The sequence below is a fragment of the Pseudomonas sp. AC193 genome, assembly GCF_979258075.1.
The window spans coordinates 4,618,049-4,641,443 of record NZ_OZ409832.1 but is presented as its reverse complement, the minus strand read 5'-3'; the positions used below and the strand labels follow the sequence as shown (position 1 = coordinate 4,641,443).

The following is a 23,395-nucleotide window of genomic DNA, read 5'->3' as shown; positions in this document are numbered from 1 at the left end:
GTTATGGGTGAGCAATGTTCAGAACCCGGCGACTATGCCGCAAAGACTTTGTGACTGTCCAGTTCTATGCAATAGCCAGCACGATGGGCGATGTTTGCGCAAAATATGTGACCGAGTGATTAGATCCGGTCATTCCGCAAGATATGCGGTGATACGAATGACGCTATCGCGAGCAGGCTCACTCCTACAGTTGAAATGCGTTCCCCTGTAGGAGTGAGCCTGCTCGCGATAGCGGTTTATCAGACGCGAAAGGCCTGCACGGCTGTATGCAATTGCCCGCCTAATACCAGCAAGTTCTCGCCTTGTTCGCGCCCACGACCGATCCGCACCAGGTTATCCCCACCCAACTGATGAATTCGCTCACTGTGGTCGCGAATCTCGCTGACCGCGCCACTCTGCTGCGCCGTCACGTCGGCAATGCGCACTGCCGTGTCGGAAATCGTCTGGATCGCGCCAACAATTTTATCCAGCGCCCCGTCCGCTGCTTGTGCCTGACTGGCCGTGGCTTCGGCGTGTTCGACCTGCGCGCGCATGCCTTCGACCGATTGCCGCGCCGCCGTTTGCAGGCCGGCAATCAACGTCTGAATCTCCGCCGTGGCCCCGGCTGTCCGCTGCGCCAGCGAACGCACTTCCTCGGCGACCACTGCAAAACCACGACCCATTTCCCCAGCCCGCGCCGCTTCAATCGCCGCGTTCAGCGCGAGCAAATTGGTCTGATCGGCAATCGAGCGAATCACCGTCAACACGCCGCCAATGGTCGCTGACTCCTCAGCCAGATGCTCAATCATCTGCGCATTACCTTGCACTTCACCGACCAAGGCGTGCAGCCCGGTCAGGCTCTGGCCAATCACGGTTTGGCCATGTTCGACGGCCAGTCCGGCATGACGGCTGGCATCGGCTGCCTGTCGCGCGTCACCGGCCACTTGTTGAATGGTCGCCTCCAGTTCGCCGAGGGAATCGCGGATCAACGCGGTGTCGCCGGCCTGATGCTCGGCGCCGCTGTGCAAATCGTTGCTCAGCTCGGCGAGGGTGCGGCTGCTGCCCGCGACCTGCTCGGCGTTGCCGCGAATCGTCCCGACCAGATCGACCAGATAGGCGCGCAAGCGATTGAGCGAAGCCTCGATGTCATGCAGTTCGCGGTTGGTTTTGCCCAGATGAATGTCGCGGCTGAAATCGCCTTCAGCCCAGGTCGACAGCGCTGGAGCGAGGTTGGTCAGGGTGCGCGAGAGTCGGCGCTGCAAGGTGTCGATCAGCAGCGCGATCAACAGAATCAGGCCGATCATCACGCCCTGCATCAGGCGCACTTCACCCTGAATCTGCCCATGTTGCGCACGCACCACCGGCTCAAGTCCGGCGATGGCCTGCTGCACGGCGGCGATTTTCTGGTGGGTGGCGGCGCTGAGATCGCTGCGCTTCTGGATCTGCTCGCGGGTGCGCGCCAGCTCTGCCGGATAACGACCGAGCAGGCTGTTGAGTTCGCGTTTGAGGCCGACGCCAGCATCTTCGGCGACGGCTTTTTCAGTGTTCTCGATGCCCATCATCGCGGCGAAATCGTCGCTGCCGGATTCACTTTTCGCAACCACGCCGAGCAAGGGCAGGGCATCAATCGCTTGCGCCTGCGTGCTGATATTGCTGACTTCACGCTCAACGTCCGCCGCCAATTCACTGCGACCGCTGCTGACCAGTTTGTCCCGCGCCAGCGACAATTTGCCGAGATGTTGCGAGGCGGCAAGCAGCGGCGTCAGGTAATCCAAGTTGCCGTTGGCGTAGGTGCTGAGTTGATCAAGGCTGGCGCTCAGTTCGCGTTCGGCCTGCAACAGCAGCGCCTGCGGATCACCGGCCAGTTTGCCGGCGGCGAGCAGATCGGTTTTGCTGAATTCATCCAGCTCCGACAGGCTCGGGCGCAGCGTATCGGCCAGCGCCGGCGGCAGTTCGCCGAGTTCTTTGTGCAAGCCATCAATGGCCTGACTGGCAGCGCTCAGGCGCAAGGCGTCGCCGCTGGCGAGGTAGTCCTCGACGTTGCGCGCCACCTCGTTCTGAAATTGCTGTGACAACCCCAGATACCGCTCCATCAATAGATACGGGCGTTCGAGGGCTTTTTGCGACCACCACAGCGTGGCGCCGAGTGCGACACACACGGCGACCAGCAGCAGGGTATTGAGATTGGTGAGCAACTTCAGGCGCATGACGGCTACCAACGGCAGAAATGGTAAGCGCCTGAATTTATTGCGGTTCTGTTACAGGGTTATGACCGAATCAGTGGAATCTGATGAAAAGGTGGCACTTTGCTTTGATTCCCGCGCCGACTGCACGCGATTGCGTCCGGCACCCTTGGCGCGGTACAGCGCTTCGTCGGCCTGGCTGGCCATCATCAGGCTGTCGCAGTCGTCGTGCATTTCCACCACGCCGGCGCTGAAGGTGCACCACAAATCCTGCGGTTGCGCCGGGTAATGAATCTCGGCGAAGCGCTGACGAATTTCGTCGAGCACTTTGTGCGCAGCCTCTATATCGGTGTCGGGCATGACGATGGCGAACTCTTCGCCGCCGTAACGGCCGATGAAATCGGTCTTGCGCAGACGCTGCTTGAGGAACAGTGCGAGGCTCTTGATCACGCGGTCGCCCATTGGGTGGCCGTGGCTGTCGTTGACCCGTTTGAAGTGGTCGATGTCGAGCATCGCAAAGCTCAGCGGCTTGCTCTCGCGGCGGGCGCGGAACGAGCAGTCTTCGAGCAATTGCAGAATGTGCGTGTGGTTGTACAAACCGGTGAGGCTGTCGCGCACCATCCGTGCTTTCAGATTGCGCGCACGGGCGGCGCGGTTGCGCACGGTGGTGATCAGGTGGCGCGGCTTGATCGGCTTGGTCAGGAAGTCATCGCCGCCCTCGCTCATCGCGTCGAGCTGTTTGTCCAGATCGTCCTCGGCCGACAGATAGATGATCGGCACGCTGACATAACGGTCGTTGTGGCGAATCACCTTAGCCAGCTCGGTGCCGGTGCAGGCCGGCATGTACATGTCGAGGATGATCAGATCCGGCTGGAAATCGGCCAGTTCGGCCATCGCCTGAATCGGTTCGATCAGCGTGCGCGTGACGATGCCGGCGCTGTTGAGCAGGCGCTCGGTGTGCAGGGCTTGCGCACGCGAGTCGTCGATGATCAGCACTTTATAAGGTTCGTATTGGGCGACGCAGGTGAGAACTTCGATCTTCTCCAGCAGGCTCGACGCTTCGAGGGTGCCGGTGAGGAATTCCTGGCCGCCGGCGCGCACGGCGGCGAGACGGGTAGGGGTGTCGGTTTCGTGCAGGCTGAAGAACAACAGCGGCAGCGGTTCATCCAGACCGACTTGCGCTTCGGCGGCGAGTTTCAGGCCGATGCCGGCCCCGCTGAAGTCCACGTCCATGACGATGGCGGCGGGCAAGCGCTCGACCATCGACGAACGAAAGGCTGCCACGCTGTCCAGCGCCTGGGCGCTGAGACCGAAAAATTCCAGTTGTTTGGCCAGTCGTTCGGCGCGGTCGTGATCCTGCAGCATCACGTAGATCGGCTTGCGCAGCGGCGGCAGGAAGGTCTGGTCGAGTTGATCGCCATGACGCAGGCCGGTGCGCGACAAACGCTGCATCAAACGATTGAGGTCGGTGATCAGACCACTGCTGAGACGGCCGCGATTGGCATCCACTGCTTGCAGCGATTGACTGATGTGGTGCGCCAGTTGCGTGTGTTCGGGCTGTTCGAAGCGCTCGGCAAAACGCAGCAGGCGCAAGTTCGCCTCGCTCAGTTCGGCGAGGTCGACGGTTGACCACTCACTGCGTTGCAGGCGCTGCCATATCTCAAGAATCTGACGTGCCTGATGAATTACCCGCTGGGCAAAGTGGTGCTTGAGACGCTCACGGCTGGGGTCTTCTGGCTCGGTCATATCCTGACTACTAGTTAGGCTGCATGCTGAGGGCGACTGGTGGCTCTATGCTAGCACCTCTTTTCCCTTACACGAGCGTCGTACTGCAATAATCTGCAATGCGTCATCATTCAGTTTCTGACCGATCGGTTTTGTTTTCGACCTGCTCGTCGGTGAAGTCCCCGTGATCTGGGGGCGTTATAGAGGCAGGGTGATTTTCGGATGGGTTTTTTGCCCACGCTTTTATCATCGCGGTGAATGCGCTTTTCGATTGTTTTCAAGCGCCTGCATGCGTGTGAAGGGCGCTCGGGTATCAGGGAAACCCTTAGATCGGCGCGAAGCGTCATTCGCCCGCATGATTTGCGGCTTATCTTTACGCGCGGGTGCCCGGCTCTGGCACGTTGTTGTATGGTTGTGGTCGAACCGTTGAACCCAAGTGATTGAAAGGATATCGCCATGCTGGACTGGAAAAACCGCGCGGGCAGCGCGCCTGAACGTGCCGCCGAGCCCAAGTCGGCTACCCGCAGCTATGTTGGCGGGCTGCTGTTCAGCCGCGCATTGGCCACACTGATCGGCATTTATCTGCTGGTGACCATCGGCCTCGGCTGGTACTGGAGCCAGGAGCCGGCGCTGTTTCCGGTCGCTCAAAACGCGCAAGTGGCTGCCGAGAAAGAAGGCAAGCAAATGGTCATCGGCTACACCACGGTCGAAACCCTGAAGACCGTCGCCGGCACGTTGCTCAACAAACCGGGCGGCTACATTTCCAACGACCGCTTCCCGCCAGGCCTGTGGATGGACAACACGCCGAGCTGGGAATACGGCGTGCTGGTTCAGGTGCGTGACCTGACCCGCGCCCTGCGTAAAGACTTCGCCCGTTCGCAATCGCAGTCTGCCGAAGACGCTGATCTGGCCAAGGCCGAGCCGCGTTTCAACTTCGACAACAAGAGCTGGGTTCTGCCTTCCAGCGAATCCGAATATCAGGAAGGCATCAACTCGCTGAGCCGTTATCAGGCGCGTCTGTCGGATCCGAGCCAGAAAAACGCACTGTTTTATGCGCGTGCTGACAACCTGAACAACTGGCTGGGCGATGTCGGCACCCGTCTGGGTTCGCTGTCGCAACGTCTGTCGGCCAGTGTCGGTCGGGTCAAGCTGAACACCGCGCTGAAAACCGAAACCCCGGCGGTGGGTGAAGTGCCGCAGGTCGATGAGGAAATCGTCGAGACGCCGTGGATGCAGATCGACAACGTCTTCTACGAAGCACGCGGTCAGGCGTGGGCGCTGTCGCACTTGCTGCGCGCTATCGAAGTCGACTTCGCCGATGTACTGGCGAAGAAGAACGCCACCGTCAGCGTGCGTCAGATCATTCGTGAACTGGAAGCCTCGCAGGAACCGGTGTGGAGTCCTATGATTCTTAACGGTAGCGGCTTCGGCGTTTTGGCCAACCACTCGCTGGTCATGGCCAACTATATTTCCCGTGCGAACGCTGCTGTGATCGATCTGCGTCAACTGCTTAATCAGGGATGAGTCATGTCCGATAGCGCGAAAGAGGCGGCGCACCGTGCCGCCTCCGATGCCGAACAGATTGCCTGGGTCGACGAGCAGGACAACCTGCTCGGCGCTCTGGTGCGCGCCGATCTGCGCGAACGCGGGCTGATCGGTCGCGGCACTTACATCATGCTGTTCAATTCCGCCGGTGAGCTTTGCGTGCATCGGCGCACCTTGAGCAAGGCGATTTATCCCGGTTACTGGGATGTCGCGGCGGGCGGCATGGTGCAGGCAGACGAGACTTACGCCGAGTCGGCGGCCCGTGAGCTTGAAGAAGAGCTGGGCGTCAGCGGCGTGGAGTTGACCGCTCACGATCATTTCTACTTCGAAGACACCGGCAACCGTCTCTGGTGTTCGGCATTTTCCGCCGTCTGGGACGGCCCGCTGAAACTGCAGCCGGAAGAGGTGCTGGAAGCGCGCTTTATTCCGGTCGAGCAGGTCATGCAGGAAATCCGGCAAAAGCCTTACTGCCCGGACTCGCTGGCCGCGTTGAAGCGCTATCTCAAGGCGCAACAAAGCAACGTCGCAAAGAACACATAAATTGGCGCTGATTGGCACTTAGCAATCGGGTTTTTTGCCGTTACACTGCGCGACCTTTTCAAGCTGCACCGAATAGTTTGAGGTTGGCCTGATTGACTGCTGGCCTGTGGGGAATCTGTAGGAGCTGCCGAAGGCTGCGATCTTTTGATCTTGGCCTTTAAAAAAGATCAAAAGATCGCAGCCTTCGGCAGCTCCTACATTTCAGCAATTGAGCAGTCCAGGAATCGATATCCGGTGCAGTAGCGCTGCCCCTGCCTGAGTGGGGCTTCGCGGTCGATGACCTTGCCCAAGGTCGCGATCAGTCTTTGTCCTCCCAAGAGGATTGCCGGTGGCCAAAAAAGCCGCATCCTTCGCCGCCCTTGGTGGCCTGGTATTTTCCACCGACGCAGGTCGTCATTGCCCGGAATGCAGTAAGCCGGTGGACGCCTGTATCTGCAAACAAACCGTGATCCCGGCAGGGGACGGCATTGCCCGCGTGCGTCGCGAGAGCAAGGGCCGCGGCGGCAAGACGGTGACCACCATCACCGGCGTGCCACTGGCCGAAGACGCGCTCAAAGAGTTGGCGACAACGTTGAAGAAACGTTGCGGCACTGGCGGGGCGCTGAAAGACGGGATCATCGAAATCCAGGGCGATCATGTCGAGCTACTCTTGGCTGAGCTGATCAAGCACGGTTTCAAAGCGAAGAAGTCCGGCGGCTAGCAGCCTCTGTGAAATCCATCTGCGGCTTGATCCGGCGCTGAATTCATTCAGATCCGGCGTCGTCTCCATGGTTTTCACAGAGCCTGTTCATGACCGGTTTCTAAACTCCACGCGGTCAGCGCGGTCTACCGCCGCGCTGACGAATCGTCATTTTCATTCTTTAGACTGCGCCAGCCTGCGTTCAGGCGACGCACTATGACTTCTTTATAGGGGACTTCGATGTCCGTACGACGCACACGTAAAGACGATGGCAGCCAATGGACAGTTGCGGACAGCCGCAGTGTTTACGGGATTCGCCATTGGGGGGCCGGGTATTTCGCGATCAATGAAGCCGGTCGCGTCGAAGTTCGTCCGAACGGCCCGAGCAGCTCGCCTATCGACCTGTTCGAGCAAGTCGACCAACTGCGCAAAAGCGGTTTGTCCTTGCCGTTGCTGGTTCGTTTCCCCGACATCCTGCAAGACCGTGTCCGCCAGTTGACCGGCGCCTTCGATGCGAACATCGAGCGTCTGGAATACCAGAGCAAGTACACCGCGCTGTACCCGATCAAGGTTAACCAGCAAGAAGCGGTGATCGAGAACATCATCGCCACCAAGGACGTCTCCATCGGTCTGGAAGCCGGCTCCAAGCCTGAGCTGCTGGCCGTGCTGGCGCTGGCGCCGAAGGGCGGCACCATCGTCTGCAACGGTTACAAGGATCGCGAGTTCATTCGTCTGGCGCTGATGGGTCAGAAGCTTGGCCACAACGTATTCATCGTCATCGAGAAAGAATCCGAAGTCGCTCTGGTGATCGAAGAAGCCGCCTCGCTGAAGGTCAAGCCACAGGTCGGCCTGCGCGTGCGTCTGTCGTCGCTGGCCTCGTCGAAGTGGGCGGACACCGGTGGCGAGAAATCCAAATTCGGTCTGTCGGCGGCGCAACTGCTGTCGGTGGTCGAGCGCTTCCGCGCGGCCGGTCTGGATCAGGGCATTCGCCTGCTGCACTTCCACATGGGTTCGCAGATTGCCAACCTCGCTGACTATCAGCACGGTTTCAAAGAAGCGATCCGTTACTACGGCGAGCTGCGCAACCTCGGTCTGCCAGTCGATCACATCGACGTCGGTGGCGGTCTGGGCGTCGACTACGACGGCACGCACTCGCGCAACGCCAGCTCGATCAACTACGACATGGACGATTACGCCGGTGTTGTGGTCGGCATGCTCAAGGAATTCTGCGACGCGCAGGCCCTGCCGCATCCGCACATCTTCTCCGAGAGCGGCCGCTCGCTGACCGCGCACCACGCAATGCTGGTGGTGCAGGTGACTGACGTCGAGAAGCACAACGACGAAATCCCGCAGATCGAAAACAAGGAAGCGCTGCCGGAAACCGTGCAGTGGCTGGTTGACCTGCTCGGCCCGACCGACATTGAAATGGTCACCGAAACCTACTGGCGCGCGACTCACTACATGAGCGACGTGGCCGCGCAGTACGCCGACGGCAAACTGACTCTGGCTGAAAAAGCCCTGGCCGAGCAGTGCTACTTCGCCGTGTGCCGTCGCCTGCACAACTCGCTGAAAGCGCGTCAGCGTTCGCACCGTCAGGTGCTCGACGAGCTCAACGACAAACTGGCCGACAAGTACATCTGCAACTTCTCGGTGTTCCAGAGCCTGCCGGACACCTGGGCGATCGATCAGGTACTGCCGATCATCCCGTTGCACCGTCTCGACGAAGAGCCGCTGCGCCGTGCCGTGCTGCAGGATCTGACCTGCGACTCCGACGGCAAGATCAATCAGTACGTCGACGAGCAGAGCATCGAAACCAGCCTGCCGGTACACGGTTTGAATGAAGGCGAAGACTACCTGCTGGGCGTGTTCCTCGTGGGCGCCTATCAGGAAATCCTTGGCGACATGCACAACCTGTTCGGTGATACCGACTCGGTGAACATCTACCAGAACGCCGATGGCAGCGTGTACCACGCCGGCATCGAGACCCACGACACCATCGAAGACATGCTGCGTTACGTGCACTTGTCGCCGGAAGAACTGATGACCCACTACCGCGACAAGTGCGCCAGTGCCCGCATCAGTGCCAGCGAACGCACGCAATTCCTCGATGCCTTGCGTCTGGGTCTGACCCGCTCCTCCTACCTGTCTTCCTGACGGCAGGTTGTCCTTAAACCGGGTTGTCTGAAATTTTCCCCACTGGCTGTGGAAAATTCGGATAACCCGGTGGGACATATCCCAACTTCCCCGCGAAATCCTTGGCCATCCCGGCCAGCAAAGTCATCCGGTCTGCTTTTCGCGTAGGTCATTTCCTAAGTTGTACTTCGGCACTCTACTCAGCCATGGGTCTCGGCGAGAATCCCCGGCCGCCCCTCCTGTAGAGATCCGCCTATGTTTGATCCAGTCAACGAGCCGACCTTTCGTCTCGATGTAGCGGGTCTGTCCGACGCCTTCGAAGTGCTGGCGTTTACCGGTAACGAAGCCCTCAGCGAACCCTTTGCGTTTGAGATCGATGTGTTGATCGACGATGTGCAACTGGATCTCGCCGGTCTGCTGCACCGCTCGGTGTTCCTGCATTTCGATGCGCTGCGCAACGGTGTGCACGGGCAATTGCACAGCCTGGTTCAGCACGAGCATGGCCCGGGCGTCCGCCTGTGCCGCGCGCGGCTGGGGCCAAAATTGAACTGCCTGGCGCTGCGTTTCAGTCAGCGGGTGTTCAGTGGTTGCTCGGTGCCGCAAATTCTCGCGCAAGTGCTCAAAGAACACGGGATCAGCGGTGGGCAGCGACGCTTTGAGCTGGGCGGCGACTATCCGCCGTTGGCGTTCTGCACCCAATACCGCGAGTCCGACCTGCAACTGCTGCAGCGGTTGTGCGCGCAGGCGGGCATCCACTATCACTTCGAGCATCGGCGTGACGGCCATTGTCTGGTGTTCGGTGACGATGTCGCGCAATTGCCTCGGGCCGGTGCCGCGCAATTTGCTGACGTGATAGAAGACGAAGCGCCGGCGGTACGTCGCTGGCAATTGCACAACGCATGGTCGCCGAGCGAGGGCGGTACGCAAGCGGCGCAGAGGGCCGAGGGCGAAACTGATCTGGCCTGCTTGCGCAGTGGCCGCTGGTTGCCGCTGGCGGGGCATCCGTTTGCCGAGTGCAACCGTGAATGGCTGCTGTCGCGTGTCGAACATCACGCCGATATGTCCCTCGAACAGCCTTACGCCAACCGGATTTTCGCGGTCTTGCAGGATGCCGCGCCGGTACCGGAAACCGTGCCCGCGCGCCCACGCATGCAAAGTTTGCAACGGGCCTGGGTGGTGGCGGTCGATGAGCCGCGTCCGGATCGCTCGCGGCCGGTGGCGGTGCAGTTCGACTGGCTGTATCAGGGCGAAGGCGCTGCGGCCAGTCATTGCTGGCTGCCGCTGGCGCCGGCGTTGGCCGACCAGGCGTTGCCATTGCTGCGCGAAGGGGTCGAGGTGGTGGTGAGTTTTCTTGAAGGCGATCCGGATCAACCGGTGATCAGCGGGGTTTTACAGGCGCCGCTGGCCGATGAAGAGCCTGAGCAAGATACCCCGTTGCCGGAGCAGATCATCACCGAAGGCCTGCCGCAATGGCTGAAGTCGGCGCAACCGTTGCTGCTGCTGTGCCTGATCCCCGGCGGCGGCAGTTACAGCCATTGTCGCGAATCAATCTGCAGCTGCCGGTTGGTCAGTGAACTCGACCAGAGCGGTCGCGGATGAGCGACGTCATGCTCGAACCGCTGGCGCAATGGCTGCTACTCGATGTCCAGGAAGCACCGCAGGCGCTGAAGAATCTGCGTGAAGAGTTTGCCGGCTTGCGGCACTTCTGGCTGTTCGATGCCACGGAGTTTCAACCGCTGCGCGAGCACGGGCCGTTGTTGATCGAGTTGCACGACAGCGAGGCGCTGCTGGAATGCTGTCAGCGCGACCCGCAGACCTGGCGCGGCTTGTTGCTGGATAGCGAAGTGTCGAGCGCGGAATTGCTCCTGCATTTGCGGCGCATGCTCACCGTGTCGTTCGGCCTGCATCACCGGGCGCTGCTGAGTTACTACAACCGCCAGACCGCCAGCTATTTCTTCGACGCCTGCGATGCCCGCGAGTTGAGCCGCTGGCTCGGGCCAATCCAGCAACTGCGTTGGTACGGCGGCACCTGGGCCGACCGGGCAATCGGCAGTCACGGCTGGCAGCAATTGCGCAATCCACGCTTGGCGGTGGCGCCGCTCGGGGTTGAAGAAAATCTGACCGCGCAGCAACGCGAGCGCCTGCAAACCTGTCTGCTGGAGCAGCACATCTGGCGCTGGTGCCAATCGCTTGGAACCGACTACGCGGCGATGGCCTCCCATGTTCAACAAGGTCTGGCGCTGGGCTTCAGCGACCGCGGTGTGCTCGACGGCTGGTTGTGGCTACGCTTGCTGCATCCGCGCGCTGTGTTGCTGCCGCCGCCGGCGGGATTGACCCAGCAGGAAGGGCTCGACCATGTGCGTCGTCAGTGGCAGAACGATCAACCCTGAAACAGAGGTTCGGCATCCATGGCAGGCACTTTGCGGCAACGGTTTGGCGCGCTGATCGGCGGGATTTTACTGTTGGTGCTGGGCGGTTGTTCGCCGGTGAAGGTGCTCAACGCCCTGACGCCCGAAGATACCTTCGATAAAACCGCTGGGATTGCCTACGGTGACGATCCACGGCAGAGGCTCGACGTCTATGTGCCGCGTCATCCGCTCAAGGACGCGCCGGTGGTGGTGTTTTTCTACGGCGGCAGCTGGAACAGCGGCGACCGTGGTGACTACACCTTTGTCGGCGAAGCGCTGGCGTCGCGCGGAATTGTCGCAGTGGTGGCGGATTATCGGCTATATCCGCAGGTGCGTTATCCACTGTTTCTCGAAGACGGCGCGCGGGCGGTGGCGTGGGCCAAGGCACACATCAGTGAATATTCCGGCAACCCGCAGCGCCTGTATTTGATGGGCCACAGCTCCGGCGCCTACAACGCGGCGATGCTGGCGCTGGATGGCGATTTGCTGGGGAAGGTCGGCATGTCGCCGAAAGATCTCAGCGGATGGATCGGTCTGGCCGGGCCGTATGATTTTCTGCCGATCGAGAACCCTGATGTGCGCCCGGTGTTCTTCTGGCCGAATTCGCCGCCGCAATCGCAGCCGATCAATCACGTCAGTCGCGGCGCGCCACCGGCGTTGCTGATTGCCGCGAGCAAGGATGATCTGGTCAATCCGACGCGCAACACCGGCGGCCTCGCTCGCAAACTGCGCGAAGCCGGGGTGCCGGTGCAGGATGTGTATTACTCGCGGCCCAGCCACATCACGTTGGTGGCGACACTGTCACGACCGTTGCGGCGATTGGCGCCGGTGCTCGATCAGGTGGTCGGCTTCATCGAGCACACGCCCACTCAGTGAGCGCCGCCGTTGAACCAGCCGTCATTGCGTTTGAGCCACAGCGCTTGCGCGCCGAGCGTCAGGCTGCGCAAGACCATGAACAGCAGAAACGTTATCCACAGGCCGTGATTGCCCAGACCTTGCAGCGCCCAGGCGAAGGGCAGCAGCAGAACCACGGTCATCAACATGCCATTGCGCATTTCCCGCGCACGGGTGGCGCCGATGAACAGGCCATCGAGCAAGTAGCTCCACACCGCAATCAACGGCAGCACGGCGAGGTAGGGCAGGTAGATAAATGCGGTGTCGCGCACGCTCTGGATGTTGGTCTGCATCTCGATAAACAGGTGCCCGCCGAGCAGAAACAGCACGGCAAAACCGACGCTGGCGATCAATGACCATCCGCCAGCCACCACCAGCGATCGACGCAACGCAAGGCGATCACGCGCGCCGATGGCGTGGCCGCAGAGGGCTTCGACGGCGTGGGCCAGGCCGTCGAGGGCGTGGGCGGTCAGCAGCAAGCCATTGAGCAGCAACGCGTTGGCGGCGACGGTGGCATCACCCAGCCGCGCGCCTTGCACGGTGATCAGGAAAAACACCGATTGCAGGGCGAGGCTGCGGATGAAGATGTCGCGATTGACTGCCAGCAGTGGGCGCCAGCTCTGCCACAGCTTCAACGCCGCCCAGGCAATGTGCCCCGGATACGCACGCAGGGCTTTGCGGGTCATGTAGAGGCCGAGCAGGGCGCCGCTCCATTCGGCGATCACCGAAGCGCGGGCCGAACCGACCACGCCCCAGTCCAGGCCGATGACGAACCACAGATTGAGGGCGATGTTGATCAGGTTGGTGCTGAGCAGAATCGCCAGCGGCGCCCGCGCGTTCTGCGTGCCGAGGAACCAGCCGACCAGCGCGTAACTGGCCAGCGCCGCCGGCAGGCCGAACAGCCGCGTATGGAAAAACTCGCGGGTGAGCTGATCCAGCTCCGCCGACGGCTGCATGAAATGCAGAGCCACGCCGCTCAACGGCACGCCGAGGGTGCCGAGTACCAGCGCCAGACCCATCGCCAGCAGCAGCCCTTGCAAGAGAATCTGCCGCAACGCCGCGCCGTCACTGCGCCCGGCTGCTTGCGCGGCAAAACCGGTAGTGCCCATGCGCAGAAAACCCATGGCCCAAGCGAGAAAGGTGTACAGGCTGGCGCCGACCGCCACAGCGCCCAATTGATGGGCGTGGGGCAAATGGCCGATGACAGTGCTGTCGACCAGCGCCACCAGCGGCACGGAAATATTCGAAAGGATCATCGGCGCAGCCAGCGCCCAGACCTTGCGGTGAGTCGGGCGGTCGCGCCAGTCGGTGGTCAGGTTGGACATGCGGGCTCCTTGGGGGAGCGGCATTGTAGCGATTAACGCTATCCCCTGTAGGAGTGAGCCTGCTCGCGATAGCGGTGTGTCAGCTGAAGATGTTTCAACTCAACCACCGCTATCGCGAGCAGGCTCACTCCTACAGGAGGGCGGTGGTGTCAGTGAATAATCCAGCTCAGCAACCACAACCCCAGCAACAACCAGATAATCCCGGCAATAATCGACGCATTCATAAACGCCCGAATCGCCGACCACAACAGCATCAACCCGACAATCAGCGCGATGATGCTGATGATCGACGTGTCCATCCCCAGCGTCTTCGCCAGCCCGTCGACAAAGTTGCCGCCGGCATTGCTCAGAATATTGAACAGCCCGCTGAGGCCATCGACGATAAAGCGGATGACCGACCCGAGCGCCTGGCCGAGCCATTCGAAAAAGCTTTCTACCTGCATGTGTGCATCCTGATGAAAGAGCTGAGCCTTGGGCCACAACGCAGGTGGCCGAGTTCCCTGCATGATAGTGGGTTTACCCCAATCCTGTGGGAGCGGGCTTGCTCGCGAAAGCGGTGTGTCATTCAACACTTCAATTGACTGATCCAACGCCTTCGCGAGCAAGCCCGCTCCCACAATAGATCACCGGCGCTGCTTGCCTTCAGGTCGTATCCGCTTGAAGCTATACGCCTTCAGGAGAGCCCGATGAACCTTGTTGAACTGACCGAACGCCTGCACGTCATTCGCGACCGCAATGACTGGCGGCAATTTCACAGCCCGAAAAACCTGGCCATGGCCGCCAGCGTCGAGATGTCTGAGCTGGTGGAAATCTTCCAATGGCTGAGCGAAGACCAGTCGCGCCAGTTGCCCGCTGACAAACTCGCCCATGCCGGGCAGGAAGTCGGCGACATCGTGCTGTACCTGTTGCTGCTGTGCAGCGAGTTGGGGTTGGACATGAATGAAGTGGTGCGCGCCAAGCTCGCCGACAGCGAACGGCGGTTCAGCTGATGAGCGACCGGCATTTCGATCAGTTGGCGACGCGTTTCGCCGAAAAAATCTACGGCGGTGCCAAAGGCGCGATTCGCCTCGCGGTGTTGCAGGCCGACCTCGTTGAAGCGCTGCCGGATCGGCCGTTGCGCGTGCTCGACATCGGTGGTGGTCTCGGCCACATGTCACTGTGGCTGGCCGAACGCGGCCACGAGGTGACCTTCACCGAACCGGCCGAGCCGATGCTTGAAGGCGCGCGCCAGCGTTTCGCCGAAGCCGGGCAGACCGCGACGTTTATTCAGGCGCCGTGGCAGGAATTGCTTGGGCAACTCACCGAACCGTATGACCTGGTGATCTGTCACGCCGTGCTCGAATGGCTCGCCGAACCCCACGCGATCCTGCCGGTGCTGCATCAATTGACCAAGCCCGGCGGCTGGTTGTCGCTGGCGTTCTACAACCGCGACGCGCTGATTTACCGCAACCTGCTCAAAGGCCATTTCAAGAAAATGCGCAAGAACGACATGGCCGGTGAAAAGCAGAGCCTGACCCCGCAGCAGCCCCTCGATCCACGGGAATTGGCAACGCAACTCGAAGGGTTGTGGCAGGTCGAAACTCAGAGCGGGATCCGGGTTTTCCACGACTACATGCCGGTGGAATTCCAGGCCCGCGCCGAACTCGTCGATTTGCTCGAGATGGAGCTCGCTCACCGTCGCCACCCAAGCTTCGCCGGGCTTGGGCGTTACTTGCACTGGATCTGCCGGCCGATCTGATCGGAGCGCGAAATGAAAGCTCAATCCGGGTTATTGCTGATCTGTCTGGGGTTGGCCGCCTGCGAGGGCAGCAACCCTTACGTGGCGCAGTCGCGGCCCTTGCCGCCGGCGCCGCCGCAAGCCGCCAACACCTTTGATCGCAGCGCTTACCCGGCACCGCCGCGCGATTACGGGCGTTATCGCAGTTGGGCCTGGCTCAACGGCCAATTGCCGCCAGGCACGGCGTGGGCGGATTCGGCGCAAGTGGCCGAGGCAGTGAGCAACGCGCTGGATCAGCGTGGTTTGCGCCCGCTGCACGACAATCGTCCGGCCGACCTGTTGGTCAGCGCCAACCTGAGTCTGCAAACACGCTTGCGTCAGGTGCAGGACGATTACGGCTACTACGGCGGCGGATACAGTGGCTATGATCGTTATGGTCGGGGTTACGGGATGTACAACAGCGTGCCGATCGTGCGCACGTACTCCGAACAAGTGGTCGTCGTTCAGGTAGATCTGTTCGACGCCGGTACCGGACAACCGGTCTGGAGTTCCAGCGCCGAAACAGGCACCCGTGGCAACCAGAGTGATCAAGCCGATTCGATCCGGGAGGCTGTGGAAAAGGCCATGTCGGCGTATCCTCCCAGTTAGCTTCTTGCAAATGAGAAGCTTGTGCAGGTCATGTCTTCTACCGGAGAAAAACCATGTTCCGTCGTCTCGCCTTACTGGCCATGGCCGCGTTGCTCAGCGCCTGCGCCGCCAATCAGGTCAATCATGACTTCGACGCCAGCCGCGATTTTGCTGCGTATCGCAACTGGAGCTGGAAAGAACCCGCCCTGCAATATCGCCCGGATGATCCACGGATCAAAAGCGACCTGACCGAGCAACGCATCCGCCAGGCCGTCACCGATCAACTCGATCAACGCGGTTTGCGCCCGGCCGCTGCCGGGGCCAAAGGTGATTTGAGTGTGCAGACTTACTTGATCGTCGAGGATCGTCAGCAGCAAGTGACGACCAACTACGGCGGTGGTTGGGGTGGCCCTTGGAATGGCTACTGGGGCGCGCCGATGTACAACGAAACGCGCAACATTACCTACAAAGTCGCGACCATCCAGATCGACTTGCTCGACGGCAAGGACGGCAAACTGGTGTGGCGCGGCAGCGACGAGCAAATGCTCGCCAGCAAACCGAACCCGGAAGATCGCAGCAACGCCATCCGCGAGACCGTCACCCGAATCCTCGCCAACTACCCACCGCGCTGAAATCCCAATCCCTGCAGGAGCCGAGCTTGCTCGCGAAGACGGTGTGTCAGGCAGATAAATGCTGAGTGCCCCGTCGCTTTCGCGAGCAAGCCCGCTCCCACAGGTTTTTGGGGTGTTCACAGAATTTGTAGGCACCTCGGTCATTGTGGGAGCCGGGCTTGCCCGCGAAGAGGCCGGCACATTCAACATTGATTTGGCAGACAGTTCGCTTTCGCGAGCAAGCCCGCTCCCACAGGTTTTTGGGGTGTTCACAGAATTTGTGCGCACCTCGGTCATTGTGGGAGCCGGGCTTGCCCGCGAAGAGGGCGGCACATTCAACATTAATTCGGCAGACAGTCCGCTTTCGCGAGCAAGCCCGCTCCCACAGGTTTTTGGGGTGTTCACAGAATTTGTGCGCAACTCGGTCACTGTGGGAGCAGGGCTTGCCCGCGAAGAGGGCGGCACATCCAATATTGATGTGGCAGACAGTTCGCTTTCGCGAGCAAGCCCGCTCCCACAGGTTTTGGGGTGTTCACAGAATTTGTGCGCACCTCGGTCACTGTGGGAGCCGGGCTTGCCCGCGAAGAGGCCGGCACATTCAACATTGATTTGGCAGACAGTTCGCTTTCGCGAGCAAGCCCGCTCCCACAGGTTTTTGGGGTGTTCACAGAATTTGTAGGCACCTCGGTCATTGTGGGAGCCGGGCTTGCCCGCGAAGAGGGCGGCACATTCAACATTGATTTGGCAGACAGTTCGCTTTCGCGAGCAAGCCCGCTCCCACAGGTTTTTGGGGTGTTCACAGAATTTGTGCGCACCTCGGTCATTGTGGGAGCCGGGCTTGCCCGCGAAGAGGGCGGCACATTCAACATTGATTCGGCAGACAGTCCGCTTTCGCGAGCAAGCCCGCTCCCACAGGTTTTTGGGGTGTTCACAGAATTTGTGCGCAACTCGGTCACTGTGGGAGCCGGGCTTGCCCGCGAAGAGGGCGGCACATTCAACAATGATTTGGCAGACAGTTCGCTTTCGCGAGCAAGCCCGCTCCCACAGGTTTTGGGGTGTTCACAGAATTTGTAGGCACCTCGGTCACTGTGGGAGCCGGGCTTGCCCGCGAAGAGGCCGGCACATTCAACAATGATTTGGCAGACAGTCCGCTTTCGCGAGCAAGCTCGGCTCCTACAGGTTTTGTGCTGTGTGCGCTGGCGTGTTGCCAGCAGTGTTGCTCGGTCGCGTCTACACTCAATCGCATCAATGGAGGTTGCGCTCGGCAGTGCGCCGGCAAAGGAGTGCGCCATGTCGCCTCGTTCGCAGTTCAATGGCCCGGCCCGGCAACGCGGGGCGATCGGGTTGATGGCGGCTGCCACGCTGAGTGTGGCGCTGGTGGCGATGCTGTTGGTGGTCGACACCGGGCGCTTGTACATGGAGCAGCGCAAATTGCAGCGGGTGGTGGATAACGCTGCGCTGGAGGCGGTGAGCCGTGGCGGCAACTGTCTACCCGGTTTGACCGCTGCCACTTACGCCGGGCAAAGCGCGGTGCGTAATGGTTTTACCGTCGATGCCAACAACACCCTCGCCACCACCTGTGGTTCGTTAGTCACGGCCGCGACTGGATTGCGCTCGTTCACCGTGGATGCCACGCAAGCGGCAGCGGTGCGCGTAGTCGGCAGTCACACCCTCACCACCAGTTTTGCTGGCGGCGTGCAGGCGTTATTCAGCGGCACGGCGGTCAGCCTCAACACCACGCTTAACGCCACGGCCGTCGCCGCGAAACCCCAGCCGACCATCGCCCAACTGAACATTCGCAGCACCTTGGCCACGATCAATACCGCGCAATCGAACATCCTCAATCCGCTGTTTTCCGGGCTGCTCGGCGGTAACGTCAACCTCACGGCGCTGGGCTGGGACGGCTTGCTCAAAACCGATATCAACCTGCTCAGCTACCTCAACCAATTGGCGATCAACCTCAACGTCGCCGCCGGTAATTACACGCAACTGCTCAACACCCAGGCCACGGTCACTCAACTGATTCAGGCCGCCGCGACGGTGGTGCAACTTAACGGCGCCACCGCAGAGGTGATCACCGCGCTGGGCCAGTTGCAGGTGGCGGCGATCAACGCGGCGCCGGTCAAACTTGGCGATATTCTGCAATTGCAGACCGGCACCACGGCGGCGGGGCTCGACGCCAATCTGCAACTGCTGCAACTGGTGCAGGGCGTGATTCAACTGGCCAACAGCAAAAGCGCGGTGGCGGCGACGTTGCCGATCAGTGTGTTGGGGCTGGCGAATGTCACGGTGAAAGTGAAGGTGATCGAGCCGCCGCAGTTTTCTGCGATTGGTGATCCGGCGCGCGCCAAGGTCGACCCGTTGGGTGCGGATCGGATTTTTGTGCGCACCGCGCAGATTCGCACTTTGATCTCGGTGGATCTGACGGGATTGTCCGGGGTCACCGGGCTGACCAATGCGGTGCTGGGACTGGTTGGTGGATTGACCTCGACACTTAATGCGGCACTGAACCTGAATCTCGTGGCGATACTGGAATCGGTTGTTTGCATTGGCTGCAAGCAACTGGATCCGAAGCTGTTGTCGACCCCGAAAATCGATATCAGCCTGGATGCCGGCGGCGCGGAAAGTTATGTCACCGATTACAGCTGCCCAACCGGAACAACCGGCACCAAGAGCCTGACTGCGCACACCGTCACTTCAATTGCCGACCTCAAGCTCGGCACGATCGATCCAACTAACGCCTTCTCTTCCGTCGCCGAGCCCACCGTTACACCGTTGCCGCTGATAGACCTTGGCATCGTGAGTTGCTACCGGATCATCGGGCTGGGCAGTTGCGACCCCTCCACACATATTCAGTACGGTGCTGGTGGTATTGCAATCATGCTCGACACCAGCGTCGCGCAAAACTCGCAGGATCTGTTGTTCTCCAGCGCCACCCCGTTCGCGACTCCAGCCAACCTCAAATTGCCGCCGAGCATTCAATCGGCGGTGCCTACCAATAATATTGTCGGCAGCCTGTCGAGCACCTTGGCGGGTATCAATCTGATCGTTTACAGACCGCTTGGCAGCAATCCATTGGGGGCTATCGTGACGGGTGTTGCCTCTCTGATCAGTGATGTCACCAGCAAGATATTGCCCGTAATCACCAACCTGCTAAGCCCGCTCCTCGACCCCTTACTCAACAACCTGCTAAAAAGCCTAGGCATCAACCTGATGGACGTCGACGTCGGCGCCAACATGACCTGCGGCCAGACCGGCAAAGCCTATCTAGTCATCTAATCGTCCGCCGCAATCGGCAGTTCAATACAAAACCGCGCGCCCTCGACCGAGTTGCGCACGCTCAAAAGCCCACCCATGTTGTCGATAATCCCGTAACTCACCGACAGCCCTAACCCCGTGCCGACACCGATCGGTTTGGTAGTAAAAAACGGCTCGAAAATCCGCTCGAGCAATCGCGGATCAATGCCGCCACCGTTGTCCTCGACCCAAAGCCTGACCTTCTCATCATCACGCTCGGCATAAATCGAAATCCACGGTTTGAAGCTCGAATCCTTCTCGCGCTTGCTCAACAACGCATCGCGGGCGTTGACCATCAGGTTGATCAACACCTGCTCCAGTTGATCGACATAACCGCGCACCTGCACCTGAAAACCGGTGTCGCTGATGCGCAGATCCACGCCTTTACCGCGCATGCCTTCAGCCAACAGTGACAACGTGCCTTCGATGGCCGACGCCGGATTGAACAGTTGCTGCTCGATCTCCGAACGGCGGCCGAACACGCGCATGTGATCGACAACCTTGGCCGCACGCTGCACCTGCGCGTCGATGCGGTTGAGTTTGTCGGTCAGGTAATCAACCTGCACATCGCCGTTGCCCAAGCGCTTGAGCACGTTGACGATGGCCATGCGCATCACGTTCAGCGGCTGATTGATTTCGTGGGCGAGCCCCGTGGCCATCTCGCCGAGGGTGGCCATTTTTGCGCTCTGCGTGAGCTGCTGCTGCGAACGGCGCACTTCGGTGTTGTCGCGACCCACCGCTTGCACTTCGATCAACTGCCCGCGTTCATCAAACACGCCGCGATCCGACCACACCCACCAGGCATGTTCGCGGCCAGGCAATTGCAGACTTATTTCAGCGGTGCTCACCGGGTTGTCCGGGGTCAGCAGCGTCAGGCGCTGGACGAACGCGGCGCGCTGCTCGTCGGACATCCAGGTGCCCAGATCGATGCCCGGCAATTGTTCCGGCGTGCATTCCAGATAGTTAGCCAGTGGCCGGTTGCCGAAAGTCAGGGTCAGATTCGGGCGATAGCGGCAGATCATCGCCGGTGAATCTTCGACCAGAATCCGGTAGCGCTCTTCGCTTTGTTTGATCCGCTCAGCGGCCAGCGTTGCATCGGTGACATCCAGCCACAGGCCAACGGCTTCGACCGGCAAACCGAGGTCGTTGCGCAGCAATTTGGCCTCGTCAAGCAGCCAGTGATAATCGCCACGGCTGTCACGCAGGCGATAACGCGCACGCACCGAACCTTCGCGCAGCAACTGCCGAGTACGCTGGAAATACACCTCGCGATCTTCCGGATGCAGGCGCTCGATCAGCGCCGCCGCGCTGCAATCTTCCAGACGCAAACCGAGCAGCGGTTGCAGGCTGGCGCTGAAAAATGCTGGTTGCAACGCACCTTCGGCGTAGTGCTGCACGTAAATTACCGCCGGTGAACTGGCGATCAGATTGTCCAGCCGCGCATGAGCGGCGGCGGCCAGTTGTTGCTGGTTTTTGATGTCGCTGATGTCGAGCATGAAACCGACCAGCCGCCGGTGTTCGGCGCTGCCGGTGACTTGTCCTTGCACGCGAAACCACGTCGGCGCCTGCTCGTTATCCGCAGGGTGCAGACGCACGCTCAAGGTCAGCGGCTCGCCGTGTTGTTGCAGCGCGTGCAGACCGCTGCGCATTTCCTCGCGATCGGCAGGGTGGATCTGCGTCAGCCATTCTTCCTGGGTCAATCGTGTCGCCTGCAGATGCAGGGCGGCCGCCAATGACGGTGCCAATTGCACCGCATCGCCGACACCGGGGATTTCCCACCAACCGGTGCCGAGCAAGGTCTGTAGGGATTCCAGACGTTCGTGCTGGCGATGATGTTGCTGCTCGCGCAGACGCCCGAGCAACGGCGCCGCCAGTGAACTTGCCAGCCACATCCAGTCGCGCACGGTCAGATAGGGCGCTGCGTGATCAACGTCGTAAAAACCGCAGAGCAGCCATGCGACCACGCCGCGATCATCGCTGTAGGGCACGGCAAAACCGTCGGCGTTGCCGAAGATGATCTGTACGCGCGAATGTTCGTTGAGGCCGTGGTGCGCATCGAGTCGCTGCGGCGCGGTGCCGTTCAAACTGTCGAGCGGCGTGCCCAGTCGCTGACCGTCGTGCCACAGCGTGGGCGCGTCATGGGCCTGGAACTGTCGATAGATTTGCCAGCCCTGTTCCTGTTCATCGAGCAGCGCCAATGCCAGACAAGGGATGTGCCAGCGCTGGGCGATGACTTGCAGTTGTTCGCTGACAATCGCCGGCAAACGCAGCGGGCCGCAACTGCGCAATTGTTCGCTGATTTGCCCGGCGATCACTTGGCAGGCGTCGTGGTGACGCGCTTGCTGGCGTTCGATGAGCAAGTCGGCGATGTCCATCAATTGCAACAGCCAGCCGTTGCCCCAGCGCTGCGCCCAGCCGCGCAAATGCAGTACCTGATCGCCGAGGCAGGCGAAGTCGAGATCGAGCAGTTGCCCCTGCCAATCACTCGGCTGACCCTCGATGGCCAGGCAACTGTGGGCGAGCAAGTAGTCGGTCAGTGGCAATGGTTGAGCGTGAGGTTTCTGTTGTTTGAGCACATGGCGCAACGGCCCGGCCATCTGCAATACCGCGCCGTCATCGTCGAGATGAATGTGCAGGCCCAGCATCGGCGAGACCAGAGGCTCCAACGGTTCGTGAGCGACGATCGCTGAACGCTTGAGCAACCGCCCGAAAAGTTTATCGCCCGCCGTCAAAATTGCAGACTCGATTGGGCGGTCAGATTGGTCGGCAGGCTGGGCACGGTGCCAACTCCCGGCAGCACCAGAAACGGCAGCACCTGATTGAGTTTGCTGACCGGGTAATTGACGCTGACGGTGAGCGTGCCGTTGAGACCTTTAGTGCTGTCGAAAACCGCGCTGGTATCGGTGCCAATCACCAAATTGAACGACGACGGCACCCACGATAGTTGTTGAGTCAGAGCCGCATTCGCAGCATTGACGACCGCCGTCGCATAACCGGGCGTCGTCGGGTCAACGGCGACGCTACGGCGCACGGCTTCAGCCGTTGCCTGATTGAATGATTGCATCATCACGAACGGCAGGCTGTAGCTGATCAAGCCGTAAAACACTGCAAAAAAGATCACGAACACCAAGGCGAACTCAATCGCCACCGCACCTTTTTGCGACTTCCGAAAGCCGTTTTTCATGAGTGCGTCTACCCTGACAGTCACTGCGTAGTATCAGCATAGAATCATTCAGCAAAAACGGACGGTTTTTACCGGATGCAGAGTTTTATCCTTCTCGTATGGCTGCTGGTTTGCGCCGCTCAGGACGCCCGGCAGCGGCGCATCACCAATCTCTTGACCGTCGGTGTCGGTGCCTTGGCGCTGGGGTTTTTATTGGCCACCGGCAGCACGTGGCTGGGGGCTCAGGCCGGGCAGGGCGGCTGGGCGGTTTTGTTGGCGTTGGCGTTCACCCTGCCGGGTTATTTGATGGGCCGCATGGGCGCCGGCGATGTGAAATTAATGACAGCTCTGGGCCTTGCGACGGACGGTATTTTCGTTCTTTGGACATTTGTCGGCGCCGGTATCGCCAGTGTGCTTTGGCTGCTGCTCGCGCCAAGAGTCTGGCTGCATATGAGTCAAGGGCTTAGAGATCGTCTTCGATATTTGGGCCCGGGATCGTCAAGAAAGCTGCCATTTGCGCCGTTTGTGCTGCTCGGCACGGGGCTGGCTTTCTATTGGATCCACTAGTC

General features: G+C 60.5%; 20 protein-coding genes. 14 read left to right on the top strand and 6 right to left on the bottom strand.

Going from position 1 to position 23,395, the window contains the following annotated elements; genetic code table 11:
- Positions 1–239: 239 nt before the first annotated feature.
- A complete protein-coding gene (locus ACZZ0D_RS20940) occupies positions 240–2,186 on the bottom strand; it encodes a methyl-accepting chemotaxis protein (RefSeq protein ID WP_463554183.1) in 1,947 nt (648 codons plus the stop codon).
- Between the two features lie 51 nt (positions 2,187–2,237).
- Positions 2,238–3,908, bottom strand: a complete 1,671-nt coding sequence (gene gcbA, locus ACZZ0D_RS20935) for a diguanylate cyclase GcbA (protein WP_053116907.1) — start codon at positions 3,906–3,908, stop codon at positions 2,238–2,240.
- 435 nt (positions 3,909–4,343) lie between these two features.
- Here gcbA and ACZZ0D_RS20930 point away from each other — a divergent pair, with 435 nt between their 5' ends.
- The 7 genes from ACZZ0D_RS20930 to ACZZ0D_RS20900 all read left to right on the top strand — a co-directional run bounded on the left by ACZZ0D_RS20930 (position 4,344) and on the right by ACZZ0D_RS20900 (position 12,068).
- A complete protein-coding gene (locus tag ACZZ0D_RS20930) occupies positions 4,344–5,411 on the top strand; it encodes a DUF2333 family protein (protein WP_053116908.1) in 1,068 nt (355 codons plus the stop codon).
- A gap of 3 nt (positions 5,412–5,414) precedes the next feature.
- Entirely contained in the window at positions 5,415–5,972 is a 558-nt protein-coding gene (locus ACZZ0D_RS20925) for an NUDIX hydrolase (protein ID WP_463554182.1), read from the top strand.
- Positions 5,973–6,300: 328 nt separating this feature from the next.
- Positions 6,301–6,672, top strand: coding sequence for a translation initiation factor Sui1 (locus tag ACZZ0D_RS20920; protein ID WP_007914613.1), 372 nt, complete (start codon positions 6,301–6,303; stop codon positions 6,670–6,672).
- 219 nt (positions 6,673–6,891) lie between these two features.
- Positions 6,892–8,805 (top strand): arginine decarboxylase, encoded by a 1,914-nt coding sequence (gene speA, locus ACZZ0D_RS20915; protein WP_053116910.1) that lies wholly within the window; start codon positions 6,892–6,894, stop codon positions 8,803–8,805.
- A gap of 234 nt (positions 8,806–9,039) precedes the next feature.
- Entirely contained in the window at positions 9,040–10,383 is a 1,344-nt protein-coding gene (locus ACZZ0D_RS20910) for a contractile injection system protein, VgrG/Pvc8 family (RefSeq protein WP_463554181.1), read from the top strand.
- On the top strand, positions 10,380–11,174 hold the full coding sequence (locus tag ACZZ0D_RS20905; RefSeq protein WP_463554180.1) for a DUF4123 domain-containing protein: 795 nt from the start codon (positions 10,380–10,382) through the stop codon (positions 11,172–11,174). Before ACZZ0D_RS20910 ends, ACZZ0D_RS20905 begins: the two co-directional genes overlap by 4 nt.
- A gap of 18 nt (positions 11,175–11,192) precedes the next feature.
- Positions 11,193–12,068, top strand: a complete 876-nt coding sequence (locus ACZZ0D_RS20900; RefSeq protein WP_463554179.1) for an alpha/beta hydrolase — start codon at positions 11,193–11,195, stop codon at positions 12,066–12,068.
- Here ACZZ0D_RS20900 and ACZZ0D_RS20895 read toward each other — a convergent pair.
- Together ACZZ0D_RS20895 and ACZZ0D_RS20890 are read right to left on the bottom strand one after the other, a co-directional pair.
- Positions 12,062–13,411, bottom strand: a complete 1,350-nt coding sequence (locus ACZZ0D_RS20895) for an MATE family efflux transporter (RefSeq protein ID WP_053116914.1) — start codon at positions 13,409–13,411, stop codon at positions 12,062–12,064. The genes ACZZ0D_RS20900 and ACZZ0D_RS20895 overlap by 7 nt on opposite strands.
- Positions 13,412–13,560: 149 nt before the next feature.
- Positions 13,561–13,854 carry a hypothetical protein gene (locus ACZZ0D_RS20890; RefSeq protein ID WP_007914623.1) on the bottom strand — a complete coding sequence of 98 codons (294 nt, stop codon included), beginning with the start codon at positions 13,852–13,854 and terminating at the stop codon, positions 13,561–13,563.
- A 243-nt stretch (positions 13,855–14,097) separates the two neighbouring features.
- Here ACZZ0D_RS20890 and ACZZ0D_RS20885 point away from each other — a divergent pair, with 243 nt between their 5' ends.
- From ACZZ0D_RS20885 to ACZZ0D_RS20860, 6 genes are all read left to right on the top strand, one after another.
- Positions 14,098–14,400, top strand: coding sequence for a MazG-like family protein (locus ACZZ0D_RS20885; RefSeq protein ID WP_463554178.1), 303 nt, complete (start codon positions 14,098–14,100; stop codon positions 14,398–14,400).
- Positions 14,400–15,149, top strand: coding sequence for a methyltransferase (locus ACZZ0D_RS20880; protein WP_463554177.1), 750 nt, complete (start codon positions 14,400–14,402; stop codon positions 15,147–15,149). Before ACZZ0D_RS20885 ends, ACZZ0D_RS20880 begins: the two co-directional genes overlap by 1 nt.
- 12 nt (positions 15,150–15,161) lie before the next feature.
- Positions 15,162–15,776 (top strand): DUF4136 domain-containing protein, encoded by a 615-nt coding sequence (locus ACZZ0D_RS20875; RefSeq protein ID WP_053116917.1) that lies wholly within the window; start codon positions 15,162–15,164, stop codon positions 15,774–15,776.
- 53 nt (positions 15,777–15,829) lie between these two features.
- Positions 15,830–16,387, top strand: a complete 558-nt coding sequence (locus ACZZ0D_RS20870) for a DUF4136 domain-containing protein (RefSeq protein ID WP_053116918.1) — start codon at positions 15,830–15,832, stop codon at positions 16,385–16,387.
- Positions 16,388–16,894: 507 nt separating this feature from the next.
- Entirely contained in the window at positions 16,895–17,440 is a 546-nt protein-coding gene (locus ACZZ0D_RS20865; protein WP_463554176.1) for a hypothetical protein, read from the top strand.
- Positions 17,441–17,656: 216 nt separating this feature from the next.
- The gene (locus ACZZ0D_RS20860; RefSeq protein WP_463554175.1) at positions 17,657–19,645 is read left to right on the top strand and encodes a pilus assembly protein TadG-related protein; all 1,989 of its coding nucleotides are present in this window, start codon (positions 17,657–17,659) and stop codon (positions 19,643–19,645) included.
- Here the strand turns inward: ACZZ0D_RS20860 and ACZZ0D_RS20855 are convergent.
- Positions 19,642–22,395, bottom strand: a complete 2,754-nt coding sequence (locus ACZZ0D_RS20855; RefSeq protein ID WP_463554174.1) for a PAS domain-containing sensor histidine kinase — start codon at positions 22,393–22,395, stop codon at positions 19,642–19,644. The genes ACZZ0D_RS20860 and ACZZ0D_RS20855 overlap by 4 nt on opposite strands.
- Positions 22,392–22,847 carry a TadE/TadG family type IV pilus assembly protein gene (locus ACZZ0D_RS20850; RefSeq protein ID WP_463554173.1) on the bottom strand — a complete coding sequence of 152 codons (456 nt, stop codon included), beginning with the start codon at positions 22,845–22,847 and terminating at the stop codon, positions 22,392–22,394. The genes ACZZ0D_RS20855 and ACZZ0D_RS20850 overlap by 4 nt, the downstream gene beginning before the upstream one ends.
- Positions 22,848–22,922: 75 nt before the next feature.
- Here ACZZ0D_RS20850 and ACZZ0D_RS20845 point away from each other — a divergent pair, with 75 nt between their 5' ends.
- Positions 22,923–23,393, top strand: a complete 471-nt coding sequence (locus ACZZ0D_RS20845) for an A24 family peptidase (protein ID WP_463554172.1) — start codon at positions 22,923–22,925, stop codon at positions 23,391–23,393.
- Positions 23,394–23,395 lie beyond the last annotated feature (2 nt).

Coding starts and splice junctions, on each gene's coding strand:
- ACZZ0D_RS20940 (WP_463554183.1), bottom strand. CDS start 2,186: ATGCGCCTGAAGTTGCTCACCAATCTCAATACCCTGCTGCTGGTCGCC.
- gcbA (WP_053116907.1), bottom strand. CDS start 3,908: ATGACCGAGCCAGAAGACCCCAGCCGTGAGCGTCTCAAGCACCACTTT.
- ACZZ0D_RS20930 (WP_053116908.1), top strand. CDS start 4,344: ATGCTGGACTGGAAAAACCGCGCGGGCAGCGCGCCTGAACGTGCCGCC.
- ACZZ0D_RS20925 (WP_463554182.1), top strand. CDS start 5,415: ATGTCCGATAGCGCGAAAGAGGCGGCGCACCGTGCCGCCTCCGATGCC.
- speA (WP_053116910.1), top strand. CDS start 6,892: ATGTCCGTACGACGCACACGTAAAGACGATGGCAGCCAATGGACAGTT.
- ACZZ0D_RS20910 (WP_463554181.1), top strand. CDS start 9,040: ATGTTTGATCCAGTCAACGAGCCGACCTTTCGTCTCGATGTAGCGGGT.
- ACZZ0D_RS20905 (WP_463554180.1), top strand. CDS start 10,380: ATGAGCGACGTCATGCTCGAACCGCTGGCGCAATGGCTGCTACTCGAT.
- ACZZ0D_RS20900 (WP_463554179.1), top strand. CDS start 11,193: ATGGCAGGCACTTTGCGGCAACGGTTTGGCGCGCTGATCGGCGGGATT.
- ACZZ0D_RS20895 (WP_053116914.1), bottom strand. CDS start 13,411: ATGTCCAACCTGACCACCGACTGGCGCGACCGCCCGACTCACCGCAAG.
- ACZZ0D_RS20890 (WP_007914623.1), bottom strand. CDS start 13,854: ATGCAGGTAGAAAGCTTTTTCGAATGGCTCGGCCAGGCGCTCGGGTCG.
- ACZZ0D_RS20885 (WP_463554178.1), top strand. CDS start 14,098: ATGAACCTTGTTGAACTGACCGAACGCCTGCACGTCATTCGCGACCGC.
- ACZZ0D_RS20880 (WP_463554177.1), top strand. CDS start 14,400: ATGAGCGACCGGCATTTCGATCAGTTGGCGACGCGTTTCGCCGAAAAA.
- ACZZ0D_RS20875 (WP_053116917.1), top strand. CDS start 15,162: ATGAAAGCTCAATCCGGGTTATTGCTGATCTGTCTGGGGTTGGCCGCC.
- ACZZ0D_RS20870 (WP_053116918.1), top strand. CDS start 15,830: ATGTTCCGTCGTCTCGCCTTACTGGCCATGGCCGCGTTGCTCAGCGCC.
- ACZZ0D_RS20860 (WP_463554175.1), top strand. CDS start 17,657: ATGTCGCCTCGTTCGCAGTTCAATGGCCCGGCCCGGCAACGCGGGGCG.
- ACZZ0D_RS20850 (WP_463554173.1), bottom strand. CDS start 22,847: ATGAAAAACGGCTTTCGGAAGTCGCAAAAAGGTGCGGTGGCGATTGAG.
- ACZZ0D_RS20845 (WP_463554172.1), top strand. CDS start 22,923: ATGCAGAGTTTTATCCTTCTCGTATGGCTGCTGGTTTGCGCCGCTCAG.